The following is a 12580-nucleotide window of genomic DNA, read 5'->3' on the forward strand; positions in this document are numbered from 1 at the left end:
GTCTCATAGGCTAAGGTTTCCACGTGGCGCGACATTGGATCGTCGCTTTCATCGCAATGCAAATCCAGCATCAGGCCTCGGTCCACCGCTATCTCGGCCAGTCTCCTGACCGACCGGGCACCTTCCGACATCGTACGCTCAAAATGAGGGATACCGCCCACTACATCGACACCCATATCAAGGGCTTGGATCAAGTTTTTTTCTGCATTCTCTGCGCGGTAAAGGCCATCTTGCGGGAATGCTACCAGTTGCAGATCAATATAGGGAGCGACCTGCTTGCGGACCTCCAACAGCGCTTCAACGCCAACCAAAGGTGTGGATGAAACATCCACATGCGAACGGATGGCCAGCAATCCCTGCGATACGGCAAGGTCGCAATATCGCATGGCGCGCTCAATTACTGCTTCGGGTGTCAGCAGAGGCTTTAGCTCACCCCAAAGCGCGATGCCTTCCAATAGTGTGCCCGAGGCATTCATGCGAGGCGTTCCAAGGCTCAGGGTCGCATCCATATGGAAGTGCGGGTCGGTAAACGGGGGCGAAACCAATCGCCCAGCCGCATCAATGTCCTCGCCTGCCTCGGCCTTGATCTTGGGGGCAATTTCTGCGACGCGGTCACCCTTGATCGCAATATCCAACGGCCCTCGGCCATCCGGCAGTTGGGCTTGTCTAATGATGATGTCGAGCATTCATCTTCCCCCAAATTTGACCACAAGGTAAAAGTATTCTGATAAAATGCTACATTTTTTTGCTGTGTTTCAGGAACCAGCGCTTCGGATAGTCTGACGCAATTCGAATGCCTGCAAGGCGGAATGCGAACGCAGCAATTCGCCGTATCGATGGATGGCGGCTGTGGGCCGCTCACAAAATGTCTAACGTCAGCGCCAATGGGACAGTTTAGGGTGATTTGATAAGAGAGGGTTTCTGGCTCATCGTAACTGCCAAGGAGTGGAGATGAGAAAGAAACCCGGAACCAAGCAGAGCCACGGTGAGAAGGTCATAAAGGACATTCGCCGTGCGACCCGCAAACAGTATTCGGCTGAAGAGAAGATCAGGATCGTGCTGGACGGCCTGAAGGGCGAAGACAGTATTTCAGAGCTGTGCCGCCGTGAAGGCATTGCCCAGAGCCTCTACTACAGTTGGTCCAAGGAGTTCCTTGAAACCGGCAAGAAACGCCTGGCAGGCGACACGGCCCGTGCAGCGACATCGACCGAGGTCAAAGATCTGCGCCGCGAGGCACGCGATCTGAAGGAAGTGGTTGCCGAACAGGCTCTTGAACTGCGGTTGCTCAAAAAAAGCATGATCGCGGATGGGGGCGACGACGAATGAGGTATCTGTCACCCGGCATTCGCTGCTTGCAGCGATGAGAGGGCTGCATCCGAAAAACTGGAGATCATCCGCCTCGTCGAAGGTTCGCATCTCCCGACCAAGCGCACTTTGGAAAAGCTGAGCATCCCGAAGACCACCTTCTATCGCTGGTATGACCGGTATCTGTCGGGTGGTCCTGAGGCGCTTAAGGATCGTAGTCCCAAGCCATCACGGGTCTGGAACCGCATTCCGCAGCCGATGCGTGAGAAGATCAAGGACCTGGCTCTGAAGGAACCGTGCTGCACAAACCGCGGCTGCTCAGCGACAACGGGTCCAGCCACATCTCTGGTGAGCTTGCCGAATGGCTGGAAGATCAGAAAATGGATCATATTCGAGGCGCGCCATATCACCCACAGACCCAAGGCAAGATCGAGCGCTGGCACCAGACTCTCAAGAACCGCATCTTATTGGAGAACTACTATCTGCCCGGCGACTTTCAGCAGCAGATCGACGCCTTTGTCGATCACTACAACCACCGGCGCTATCACGAGAGCCTCCAAAACCTCACGCCCGCTGATGTCTACTTCGGACGCGGACAGACCATTCTGAAACAACGAGAAAGGATCAAACAGAAAACCATCGAAACGCGGCGCTTGCTTCACCGCAAATCCGCCGCATAATCAAACCAAACAGATGCGCGAGATCCTCTCTTACCTCAGGCACCAATCTGTCCCAAAATCCCTGACGACGGACGCACCGCAAGGCCAAATTGGCGGCAGACCTAGCCGACATGGAACCAGAGAACCCAGTTCTTTTGCATCCCGGTCTGCCTGATCAATATAGGGCCAAAGTTTCCAATCTGACAGAAGCCCTGAATGTCCCAACGACCCGGCCAGAGGCGGGAATGATCATTCGCAGCCTCCTCTCGGAGATACGTCTGATCCCGGAGAGTGGTGAACTTGCAATTGAACTTGTTGGGGAACTGGCCGGCTTGTTGGCGTTGGGACAACAAAAAACGGCCTCGGAAGCAGTTGCTTCGGGCCGTTCTGTATCGCTGGTTGCGGGAGCAGGATTTGACCTTTGTCGAACCACAGCGCTTCTGAGAATACCCAGATGAACTTAAGGCCAAAGTTAACAAGAGCAATCTGATCGTAAAAACCATGCCTAAAGTGGATATTCGACTAGTAGTCGACCAGCAACTGCTTTGCGGACCTTCCAGACCTTGAGGTTTTCGCATACTGCTGTCGCAGAAAGACCCGTGCAGTTGCAGCATCACGCTCGTGGCGCCGCAGCAGATTTCCCGTTTCCGGCCATTCACCCGTGCAGCTTTGGCCAATATCCATACCGACCATTCGCTGCAGGCTGATCGTGCGATTGAGGCGCGCAACAAACCGATCTTTGTGAGGGAAAAATCAACGGCGAGCGCGATTTTGTCCCATTCATGGCTCCGGTGAAATTCAGCTCAACCATTTTGCCTGCGAGTTAGGCTGTGCATGGTTTGGCTTGAGGAGCACACATGGTCGACGTGCAGGGCCAGGATCTCCCTAAAACAGTCTGCGGCCTCGTTGGGCTTTTGCACCTTAGGGAGTAACAAACCAAACGTCATCCATCTCTCGGGCTCGATTGGAACCACAGAAACCCTGCATCGAAACGGGTGGGCAACCATCTCATCCGCAATCGTGATCCCAGCACCTTCCGCGACCAGAGCGCAGGCCAGCTGCGATGCAGAAACTTCGTGCGTTTTGCGCGGCGTCACGCCTGCCGAATTGAATGTGTCATCCAACTGATCGCGCAGCAGCAGCCCATGCATCAAACGAATGACGGTATCGTTGGCGAGCTGATCGGCGGTCACTTGGTCTGCATCCGACAACGGATGGTCCTTCGGCAGAATGGCCAATGCCCGGACCCGGACCAGCGGTGCCGTCCGAATATCAGGATGGCTGACCGGAAGGGCCGCGATGCCGATGTCGTATTCCTGCCCGGCCAGCCATTTTCCAGCCTCGCGGCGGGCGCGCACATCGAGGGTCACGTTTACGTCAGGGTACGCTTGAATGAACTGCCCGACAGCGGGCGCAGACAGGAATTGGGCAATCCGTGGCATCGTCACGATCCTGAGGCTTTCGGTCCGGCCCGCCCGGATTTCCCCTGCAATCCGGGGAATCTCGTCAAGATTGTCGAGGATGCGCCCGGCCTCGCGGTAGAACGCAATCCCTTCTGTGGTGGGGGACAGGCTGCGCCCGCTGCGGTCAAACAGCCTTAGTTTCAGTTCAGCTTCCAGACCGCTGATCAATCGGCTGATGGCAGGCTGGCTCAGATGCATGACCTCAGAGGCGGCGGCGACGGAGCCTTCGGAAAAGGCATAGCGGAAGGCGCGAAGCGCTTTGATGTTCATAGCCTCGACTCTTTACTATTTTGCAGTATTAGATGCTATCTTTGCAGAAATCGCAATCCAAGCGCCTGCTAGAAAGGCTGCGTCACTATTTTTGGAGGAGCCCAAATGAAACGCAGAGCATTCCTTGGTGCTGTTACAGCTGCGGCGGCGCTGGTCGCGACCGCCACTGCCAGCCACGCGGCTGACTGGCCAAAACGCCCCATCAACCTGGTCGTGCCTTACAAGGCCGGGGGCGGGACAGACGCCTATGCGCGTGCCATCTCTGCCGCCGCAGAAGGTGTGCTGGATGTGCCGGTTGTCGTCGTGAACAAGCCCGGCTCGGGCGGGCTCAATGGCGCCAATGCCGTGGTCGGGGCCCGGCCTGACGGATACACGATGATGATGACCTCGGGCGGGTCGTTCCTGCTGTCGACCATGACGCGCGACACCAAAATCGACGCGCTGGACAGCTTTGATTTCGTGGCGCAGGTTGGTCAGTTGCGCACGTCTCTCATGGTGCCGACGGGCAGCCCCTATCAGACCGTGCAGGATGTCATTGACGCGGCAAAGGCAGATCCTGGTTCGCTGCGTTGGGCCCATTCCGGTCGCGGTGGATTCCACCATGTGGGCGGTCTCGGCTTCCTGGCCAATAACGGGATCGAAGCGCAGGATGTCCCATTCAAAGGCGGCGGCCCAACCCGTGCGGCCCTGATCGGTGAGCAGGCCGATTTCGGCTTCCTTGGGGTGCAGCAGCTTCGTGGATTTGAAGAGCAACTGCGCGCCCTGGCCGTCAACAGCGCTGACCGCGACACGATCATGTCCGATGTTCCCTCCTTCGGAGAGCTGGGCGTTCCCTTCGCCGCCGTGTCGTCTCCCGTGATCGTATTCGCGCCCAAAGGCACACCGACCGAAGTCATTTCCGCCATGGAAACGGCACTGGCCGAGATTGCCGCCAAGCCGGAATTCGCCGAGCTTCTGGCCGAACGCGGCACCGGCCCGGTCTACGCAAGTGGGGCAGACGCCAAGGCCACATTGACCGCAATGAAAGCGGATGCCGCTCCGTTGGTCGAGACCTTGAACAACTGAGCCGGGCGGTGGTCTGGCCGGCATCAGCTCCGGCCCGGCCATCCCATCTCAACTATTTCCGAAGGAGGACGCCATGCGGGATATGGTCGAAGGAATTGTACTCGCGCTATTGTCTCTGATCGCGATCTGGGGCGCCTGGCAGGTCCCTGCCGCAAGCCCCGGCGACACCTGGGCCGGGGTCGTGCCATTCGCTGCCTCGGTTGCCCTTCTGGCGCTTTCAGGCCTGTTGTTGTTCAGCGGGATGCGCGCCACGCAGACAGGTCACGACGTTGCCCAAGAACGTGACACCGGCACGCTCGACATCCTGATCCTGTTTGCGGTTGCGCTGATCTATCAGCAATCCTTCCGCTGGTTTGGCTATGTCCTGCCCACGGCAATTGTTGCTCCGGTGGTTCTCTACATCTTCGGTGTCCGCAACTGGATCGGGCTGGCTGTATCCATGATCGCCTGCCCGCTCATCTTCCACATCATCTTCTTCGAGCTGCTCGGTGTCTTCCCGCCCTATGGCGAGGTGTTCGACCTGCTCGACTGGTTCCGGGGGTAAACCTAATGGAGATCTTTCCCGCCCTTCTGTCGGTCATCACCGATCCGACGCTTCTGTTCGCCATCGTTCTGGCTGCTGCCGTCGGCATGATCGTCGGCGCCACGCCCGGCCTCACCGCCTCCGCGGCCATCGCAATGCTCCTGCCCATCACCTTCTACATGTCGCCACTGTTTGCGCTGGCGTTCCTCTATGTGATCGGCAAATCCGGGCGTTATGGCGGCTCGGTTGCCGCGATCCTGTTCAACACGCCCGGAACGGCGGCAAGTGCCGCAACGCAGATCGACGGCTATCCGCTGGCCCGCGCCGGCAAGGCCGGAAAGGCGATGAAGGTCGCCACAATCTCGTCGGTCATCGGTGATTTCATGGGTGATTTCATGCTCGTGATCGGCGTAGGGTTCATCGCCGCCATCGCGCTCAAGCTCGGCCCGCCCGAAACCTTCGCCATCTATTTCGCAGCCTTCGTGGTGATCGGGTCGGTGATCGGAAAATCGGTCACCAAGGGCCTGATCTCGGCCCTGCTCGGCATCCTCGTGGCCATGGTCGGCCTCGATCCGATCTCCAGCGAGGAACGGTACACGTTCGGTTCGTTCGAGCTGTCGAACGGCATCGGCCTAGTCCCGCTCATGATCGGTGTCTTCGTGCTGGGCGAGGTCTTTGCCCAACTCGAAGAGCGCAAGAAGGCAAAAGGCGAGGTCCGGGAAAACGAAAGCGATCCCACCGGGCACAGCCTCACTTACGAAGAATACAAACCCTGCATCCCGCACGCCGTCCGGGGCGGGTTCATCGGGGCGGGGATCGGCGTTCTGCCGGGGCTCGGCTCGGCCATCGCGGCCTTCATCTCCTACGGCGAGGGTAAGCGCCGCGCCAAGAACCCCGAGCAATGGGGCAAGGGCGCATTGGAGGGCGTCGCCGCGCCCGAGGCCGCCAACAACGCTGTGTCCGGCCCGTCGATGGCACCGCTTCTGACCCTCGGCATCCCGGGTTCGACCATCGGGGCCATCCTGCTGGGCGTCTTCCTGATCCACGGCATTCAGGTCGGCCCCACCCTGTTCCTAACGGACAAGGAACTGGTCTATCAGCTCTTTGCCTGCGGGATGTTGGGGATCCTTGCCTACGGGGTGATCGGCTATTTCGGCGCCACGCAGGTCGCGCGCCTGATCCTGAAAGTTCCGGTCAACGTGCTCTACCCGCTGATCTTCATGACCGCCTTTGTCGCCGCCTATTCCGCCCGCGGTTCGATGTTCGACGTGACCGTCATGACCGTGGCCGGTTTCGTGGGCTGGCTGATGCGCAAGTTCGACTTCAACGTTGCGGCGTTCGTGATCTCGTTCGTGCTGGCCAAGGGGGCCGAGGAAACGTTCCGTCAAGCATTGCTGATGTCCGATGGCGGCGCGCTCATCTTCATCGAACGCCCCATCGCCGCCGGTTTCCTGCTGCTCGGGCTCGTCGCCATGGGCTTGCGCATCCGGTCGATCATGAAGGAACGCCGGATCGCAGAGGGTGGGCTGGACGATGCTTGATTACCGAATCTACCGCAACTGCTTCTCCTCCGCCGAAATGCGGAGGATCTGGTCCGAGCCTGCCACCATCGCCGCCTGGCTGAAAGTCGAACAGATCCTTGCCCGCTGCCAGGCCGATCTGAAACTGATCCCCGATAACGCGGCTGCGGTGATCGAAACTGTCGGCGTCTCCGATCTGGACACCGAAGCGCTGGCCGCCGAGATGGACCTGGTCGGCCGCCCCATCGTGGGGCTGGTGAAACAGCTGCGCGCGTTGGCGGGCGAGCACGGGTGCCACGTTCACCACAGGGCCACCACGCAGGACATCATGGATACGGCCACGGTCATGCAGATGAAGCTTGGCCTTGCGGAAATTGAGACCGGCACAACCCGGCTGATCGGTCTGCTGGACGGCCATATCCGCGCCCACCCCTCGACCGTGCTAATGGGGCGCACCAATGGTCAACACGCCGTTCCCGTGAAATTGGCAACCAAGCTGACCGTCTGGCGCTCGGAGCTTGTGCGGCGCAACGAGGCTTTGCAGCAAGCCGCTACCCGAGGTCTCAACGTGCAGATCGGCGGCCCGGTCGGAGACCTGCGAGGTTATGAGAACGGATCCGGAGAACGGATCAAATCCGCTGTTGCGGAACGTCTCGGCCTTGGCGTTGTCGAGCCGCATTGGCAGAACGCCCGCGATAGCATAGCGGATATCGTCGCTGCGCTCGGCGTCCTTTGCGCCTCGCTCTGCAAGATTGCCCACAATATCAACCTGCTGTCATCATCCGACATTGCCGAGGTCTCCGAAGATCATGTCAACGGCAAGGGTGCGTCCTCGTCCATGCACCACAAGCGCAATCAGCGGGCTTCCGAATTCATGGAAGCAGTCTCCCGCCTTGGCCGGCAGCAAGCCGAACAGATCGGAGAATTCACGCTGCATGAACATGAAAGGTCGGGCGGTGCCTGGATCGGAGAATGGGTGATCGTGCCCGAGGTGTTCCTGCTCACCTCCGGGGCTTTGCACTGGGCTCAGGCACTGTTTGAGGGGCTGACCTTCCATCCCGACATGATGGCGGAGCGGTGCCGGGCTTCGGTCGCTGAGCCAGCCGTCTGATGCGCTGGCGCTGCCGCCGCTTTCTAAACATTTGCTGTCATCATTGACAATCAACTCGCATCTCCCTAAATGCTGTCAAAGATGACAATTTAAGGTGACCCGATGCGATCTTTCAAACTCCCCTCAGCCGCTGGCCTTGCCGCAGCCCTCGGATGCGGGGCGCTCGCCCAATCGCCCGAAACCGCTCCCCTCTCTGTGACCGTCGACGGGCTTCGGAACGGGAACGGCGCGGTGATCGTGGCAGCCTTCGATCAGGCCGAAGCCTTTCAGGCGATGGACATGACCAAGGCCGCCGCGATGGCCCTTGTTCCGGCCGCAGGCACTAAGGTCGCGGTCACCTTTCACGATCTGCCGCAGGGGGCTTATGCCTTTGCCGCGTTGCATGACGAAGATCTGGACGGCGACCTGGACATGAAAGGCGAAGTGCCGACCGAGGGCTACGCCTTTGCCGCCATGGGGCGCCGCGGCTTGCCGTCGAAATTCGAGGATGCGGCGGTTACCGCTGGCGAGGCCGCTGTATCGACATTGCGGCTGAAATACTGGAACTGACATGGTTGGGCGTCCTTCAAACCGCGACGAACGCTATGCGCAGGTGATGCAGGCACTGGTGCGATGTGTGGCACGCTTTGGATTAGAGGGCGCCTCTCTGACCCAGATTGCAGCCGAGGCCGGGCTGACCCGCCCGCTGATCCGGCACCATCTGGGCAATCGCGAAGAAATGATTGCGGCGCTGCAGGACTATGTTCTGCACAGCTTTGCCGAACAGACCGAGGCCCTGATCGAAGCCCTGCCGCCGGACGCGGCCGGTGCGGCGCTGGTCGATCTTCTGTTTGCCGACACCGCCGGGTCGTCCCCGGATATGGTGCTGGCCTTCGCTGCGCTGACAGCACGCGCTGCCGAGGACGCCGACCTGCGCGCCGCCTGCCGCGAGTCCATGCTGGGCTTCGAGGCCGCGATCACCCAAGTGCTGCGCAAAGACTACCCGCAAGCCGACCATCACGCCGTCGACGCCGCGGCCCATGGCATTATCGCGCTGTATCTGAACGTGGCGTCCCTGGCGCCGCTGAGCATGCCGCAAGACTGGACGCAAACCGCCTACACCCTCGCGCGTAACCTGCTGGAAGGATTGAACGACCCATCATGAATCAGACCCGCGCACTCAACTACGTCGCCTTCGCCGCGCTGATGATCACGACGGCACTTGGCTATCAGTCGCTCTGGGGGCTGCTGTTCCTCTACTGGACGGTCCAGAGTTACCACACGGGCTATGCGTTCCTGCTGTCGGACGTGACGCGCGAAGAAGACCCGGTTCTGTACTGGCTGATCCTGATCGCCTGGATCGTCTTCTGCATCCTGCTGGTGATGGCCGATTTTCTGCCCGGTTGGGGCTGATACCATTCTTAGGAGTACTTGAATGACCCGAATGCTGCACCTGCTGCCCGTCGAGGCCTATACCTCGCAGGCGTGGTTCGACCGCGAAATGCGCGACATCTTCTCAAAAACCTGGCGCTACGCGGGGTTCATGGAGGATGTCAGCGAACCCGGTCAGTACATCACCGTTCAGGCCGGACTGAACAACATCTTCATCGTGATGGGCCGCGACCGCCGCCTGCGTGCGTTTCACAACATCTGCCGCCACCGCGGCACGCAACTGATCCGCGCCGTCGGCAAGACGCAAAAGGCGCTGACCTGCCCCTATCACGACTGGACCTATGATCTGGAGGGCAACCTGATCTCGGTGCCCGAAGAACAGGAAGAATTCGGTCAGGTCGACAAATCCTGCCTGGGCCTGAAACCCGCCAGGGTCGACATCTGGAAGTCGATGATCTTTGTGCACCCCGACCCCGACGCGCCCTCGATCGCCGAATGGTTCGGGCCGGTCGAGCCGCATATCGGCCCGCACGTTCCCGAAGAACTGGTCGAATACGAAGAACTGAACAACAGCTACGAGATCAAGGCCAACTGGAAGGTGGTGGTCGAGAATTACATCGACGTCTACCACCTGAGCCATCTGCATTCGAACACGCTGCAGATGTATGACCACAAGGCGGCGAAATACCACTGGGAAGGCCCCCACTACATGTTCTGGGAACCGCCGGTCGAGGCATTCCTAAAGGATCAGGAGGCCAAGCTGATCGCCCCACGGGTGATCCCAAAGGACATGAACGGCGCCTGGGTACCGATGCTGTTCCCGGGGATCGGGCTGGCCGGGTCCGAGGATGGCTGGAACATCTTCATTGTCGAACCGCTGGGCCCTGAACTGACCCGCGTCAGCAACCGGGGGCGGGTCTCGAACAGCTCTGGCTGGGATTTTGCCAAGCAGGAAATGCGGTCCTCGAATTTCTGGACCAAGTTCGGCCTCAGCGGCAAGTACGAAGACCATGACGCCATGAGCGAGGATGACCCGATGGTCGCGGGCGACTTCACCGGCGAGGATATCTATGCCTGCGAACAGCAGCAGAAATCGTTGAAATCCCCTTATTTCGAAACTGGTCCCGCCGCCGTCGGCGAAAGCCCGGTGGTCGATCACCAGAAGGTCGTTCTCGAATGGTTGGGAGAGGGCAAATGAACGCACGCAGCTTCCACCCGCTGACCGTTCTCGACACCCGCGACGAAATCGGCGGCATGGCCAGGACGGTCATGTTCGACGTGCCTGACGGCCTGCGCGAAACCTTCGCCTGGCGGCCCGGCCAGCACCTGTCGTTCCGCATTGCGGTGAACGGAGAGGAACAGCGCCGCAGCTACTCGATCTCGTCCTCGCCTTTCACCGGTGATCCGCTGCGGATCACAGTGAAGCGGGTTCGGGACGGTGTGGTCAGCAACCACATCAACGACAACGTGCGGAAAGGAGACGTGATCGAGGTGATGCCGCCCTTTGGCGGGTTCTGCCTCGATCCCGGCGCAACGTCGCGACGCACGCATTACTTCTTTGGCGCCGGCTCTGGCATCACACCGCTTTATGCGATGCTCAGCTCGGTCATGGCGGCAGAGCCCAACTCCTTCGCGCATCTGGCCTATGGCAACAACAACGAAAAATCCATTCTGCTGCACGATGAACTGAACGCCGTCTGGGAAACCAATCCCGAGCGGATGACGGTCCATCACATCTTTTCCAAACCCGGTTTCTGGTCCTCTGCCGATTACTGGCGCAAGGGCATTATCGACAAACCCGCGATCGAGGCGCTGATCGCCGAGAACCCACCCTATGCGCAGGACGCGCACTACTATATCTGCGGGCCGGGCGGGATGAACAAGGCGGTCAAGGCCGCATTGATGTCGCTCGACGTGCCCGCCAACCGCATCCACATGGAAAGCTATGGCGGCGTGGCAGAGCTCGACACCAGCGTTGAAGGCGTGGCCGCAACGGCAGACATCACACTCGGCGGCACCCGGCATTCCATCGACGTGGCCAAGGGGCAAACGGTTCTCGAAGCGGCCAAATCCGCAGGGCTGAAACCACCCTTTTCCTGCCAGTCGGGCGTCTGCGGCGCCTGCCGCGCCAAGCTGACCAAAGGCGATGTCCACATGCGCGCCCGCATGGCGCTCGAGGACGCGGATATTGCGAAAGGGGCGATCCTGACCTGCCAGTCGCTGCCGGTGACGGAAGCCCTGACGCTCAGCTATGACTGATCGCTTCAAGGGCGACGAGGCCGGTACATTCTTCATCGCATGTATCGGCCTCACCCTGGTGACCTGGCGCATAAGCTTCACACTCGGCGCCTATGGCGAGGTGTTCTACACTGATTTCATCACCATCTGGCTCGTTTCGCTTGCCGCATTGGCTGCAGGTATGGTGATCGAGCGGACAGAGGACAACGTGCGCTATCTGACGTGGTGGGGCAGTGTTCTTCTTCTGTTGCCAAGCACGATGATGACCGCAACATTCTGGGCTCCTGACGTTACCGCGCTGCAAGGTGTCTTGCCATTGCTCCTTCTACCATCCATCCCTTACATCGCGTACATTCTGCTTTCCGTCGCAGTGCCAGAAGCGATTGAATTGCACAACCGCCGCCTTTTGCTCAGGCTGATTGTCATTGTATTCTCAGTCAACGTGGTCAGTTTTCTGGTCGGCATATTCAACTATGTGTTCATGTCCTGCGATGATTTCGCCTTGGCCGGAGATCTACCACCAAAAAACTGCTGGAGCGCTGCACCAAATTGAGTTGTTTGGGTACGCGTATGAACATGAAGGCCAATGTATTGACTACAGCCGTTCTTATTTGGCATCGCCTGCGATGGTTTCTCTGCGATCAGTTCCAGTGACCGGTTCTCCCGCTGCCTTGCAGCGATAAGGTTCGGACCTGTGTGAAACTTCTAGTGCCGTGTGCATTCGCAGCGTGAAAGTTAAATTCACAGGTTGGGCTCTCTTGGCACCTTCGCTGCCTAACGCGCCAATGACCGGGACTGGACGCCGCTGCCGTACACTTGGTCTGCATCGAACCGGTAGGACGCGGATGGGGTGGATGGCGTCTGCAGCCAACCGTCGCGCTTTGCGGCAAACTGCAGAAGACATCTTCTGCAAGGAAAGGAGCCCCACCATGGAAGTCACGACAATAGGATTGGATCTCGGTAAAGACGTCTTTCAGGTCCACGGAATCGCTGATGACGGTACGGTTGTCTTCAATCGTTCGATCCGCCGCAGACAATTGCTGAAGTTCTTTGAG

General features: G+C 59.4%; 12 protein-coding genes and 1 pseudogene. 11 read left to right on the forward strand and 2 right to left on the reverse strand.

Going from position 1 to position 12580, the window contains the following annotated elements:
* Window positions 1-686: amidohydrolase family protein (locus tag AC2FLZ_RS20375; RefSeq protein ID WP_496882684.1), on the reverse strand; the 686-nt coding region annotated here is incomplete at its 3' end.
* A 265-nt stretch (window positions 687-951) separates the two neighbouring features.
* Here AC2FLZ_RS20375 and AC2FLZ_RS20380 point away from each other — a divergent pair.
* A pseudogene (locus tag AC2FLZ_RS20380) lies at window positions 952-1985 on the forward strand (integrase core domain-containing protein).
* A gap of 782 nt (window positions 1986-2767) precedes the next feature.
* Here the strand turns inward: AC2FLZ_RS20380 and AC2FLZ_RS20385 are convergent.
* Window positions 2768-3697, reverse strand: coding sequence for a LysR family transcriptional regulator (locus AC2FLZ_RS20385; protein WP_480481453.1), 930 nt, complete (start codon window positions 3695-3697; stop codon window positions 2768-2770).
* A 105-nt stretch (window positions 3698-3802) separates the two neighbouring features.
* On the opposite strand from AC2FLZ_RS20385, the gene AC2FLZ_RS20390 reads away from it, so the two are divergent.
* From AC2FLZ_RS20390 to AC2FLZ_RS20435, 10 genes are all read left to right on the forward strand, one after another.
* Window positions 3803-4762: a tripartite tricarboxylate transporter substrate binding protein gene (locus AC2FLZ_RS20390; RefSeq protein WP_480481455.1), complete on the forward strand. Its 960-nt coding sequence runs from the start codon at window positions 3803-3805 to the stop codon at window positions 4760-4762.
* Window positions 4763-4835: 73 nt separating this feature from the next.
* A complete protein-coding gene (locus AC2FLZ_RS20395) occupies window positions 4836-5306 on the forward strand; it encodes a tripartite tricarboxylate transporter TctB family protein (RefSeq protein ID WP_496715808.1) in 471 nt (156 codons plus the stop codon).
* Between the two features lie 5 nt (window positions 5307-5311).
* On the forward strand, window positions 5312-6826 hold the full coding sequence (locus tag AC2FLZ_RS20400; protein WP_496715807.1) for a tripartite tricarboxylate transporter permease: 1515 nt from the start codon (window positions 5312-5314) through the stop codon (window positions 6824-6826).
* Entirely contained in the window at window positions 6819-7916 is a 1098-nt protein-coding gene (locus tag AC2FLZ_RS20405) for a lyase family protein (protein WP_496715806.1), read from the forward strand. Before AC2FLZ_RS20400 ends, AC2FLZ_RS20405 begins: the two co-directional genes overlap by 8 nt.
* Window positions 7917-8018: 102 nt before the next feature.
* On the forward strand, window positions 8019-8465 hold the full coding sequence (locus AC2FLZ_RS20410) for a DUF2141 domain-containing protein (RefSeq protein ID WP_480481464.1): 447 nt from the start codon (window positions 8019-8021) through the stop codon (window positions 8463-8465).
* A 1-nt stretch (window position 8466) separates the two neighbouring features.
* Window positions 8467-9060 (forward strand): TetR/AcrR family transcriptional regulator, encoded by a 594-nt coding sequence (locus AC2FLZ_RS20415; protein WP_480481466.1) that lies wholly within the window; start codon window positions 8467-8469, stop codon window positions 9058-9060.
* Window positions 9057-9308, forward strand: coding sequence for a hypothetical protein (locus AC2FLZ_RS20420; RefSeq protein WP_480481468.1), 252 nt, complete (start codon window positions 9057-9059; stop codon window positions 9306-9308). The genes AC2FLZ_RS20415 and AC2FLZ_RS20420 overlap by 4 nt, the downstream gene beginning before the upstream one ends.
* A gap of 22 nt (window positions 9309-9330) precedes the next feature.
* Entirely contained in the window at window positions 9331-10485 is a 1155-nt protein-coding gene (locus AC2FLZ_RS20425) for an aromatic ring-hydroxylating oxygenase subunit alpha (RefSeq protein ID WP_480481470.1), read from the forward strand.
* Window positions 10482-11546, forward strand: a complete 1065-nt coding sequence (locus AC2FLZ_RS20430) for a 2Fe-2S iron-sulfur cluster-binding protein (RefSeq protein WP_480481472.1) — start codon at window positions 10482-10484, stop codon at window positions 11544-11546. Before AC2FLZ_RS20425 ends, AC2FLZ_RS20430 begins: the two co-directional genes overlap by 4 nt.
* Window positions 11539-12078 carry a hypothetical protein gene (locus tag AC2FLZ_RS20435; RefSeq protein WP_480481474.1) on the forward strand — a complete coding sequence of 180 codons (540 nt, stop codon included), beginning with the start codon at window positions 11539-11541 and terminating at the stop codon, window positions 12076-12078. Before AC2FLZ_RS20430 ends, AC2FLZ_RS20435 begins: the two co-directional genes overlap by 8 nt.
* Window positions 12079-12580 lie beyond the last annotated feature (502 nt).

This window comes from Ruegeria sp. YKSF131 (genome assembly GCF_059612645.1).

Excerpts from the sequence above, each read along its gene's own strand:
- AC2FLZ_RS20400 (WP_496715807.1), top strand. The coding sequence starts at position 5,312 with ATGGAGATCTTTCCCGCCCTTCTGTCGGTCATCACCGATCCGACGCTT.
- AC2FLZ_RS20405 (WP_496715806.1), top strand. The coding sequence starts at position 6,819 with ATGCTTGATTACCGAATCTACCGCAACTGCTTCTCCTCCGCCGAAATG.
- AC2FLZ_RS20410 (WP_480481464.1), top strand. The coding sequence starts at position 8,019 with ATGCGATCTTTCAAACTCCCCTCAGCCGCTGGCCTTGCCGCAGCCCTC.
- AC2FLZ_RS20425 (WP_480481470.1), top strand. The coding sequence starts at position 9,331 with ATGACCCGAATGCTGCACCTGCTGCCCGTCGAGGCCTATACCTCGCAG.
- AC2FLZ_RS20435 (WP_480481474.1), top strand. The coding sequence starts at position 11,539 with ATGACTGATCGCTTCAAGGGCGACGAGGCCGGTACATTCTTCATCGCA.
- AC2FLZ_RS20390 (WP_480481455.1), top strand. The coding sequence starts at position 3,803 with ATGAAACGCAGAGCATTCCTTGGTGCTGTTACAGCTGCGGCGGCGCTG.
- AC2FLZ_RS20385 (WP_480481453.1), bottom strand. The coding sequence starts at position 3,697 with ATGAACATCAAAGCGCTTCGCGCCTTCCGCTATGCCTTTTCCGAAGGC.
- AC2FLZ_RS20420 (WP_480481468.1), top strand. The coding sequence starts at position 9,057 with ATGAATCAGACCCGCGCACTCAACTACGTCGCCTTCGCCGCGCTGATG.
- AC2FLZ_RS20430 (WP_480481472.1), top strand. The coding sequence starts at position 10,482 with ATGAACGCACGCAGCTTCCACCCGCTGACCGTTCTCGACACCCGCGAC.
- AC2FLZ_RS20395 (WP_496715808.1), top strand. The coding sequence starts at position 4,836 with ATGCGGGATATGGTCGAAGGAATTGTACTCGCGCTATTGTCTCTGATC.
- AC2FLZ_RS20415 (WP_480481466.1), top strand. The coding sequence starts at position 8,467 with ATGGTTGGGCGTCCTTCAAACCGCGACGAACGCTATGCGCAGGTGATG.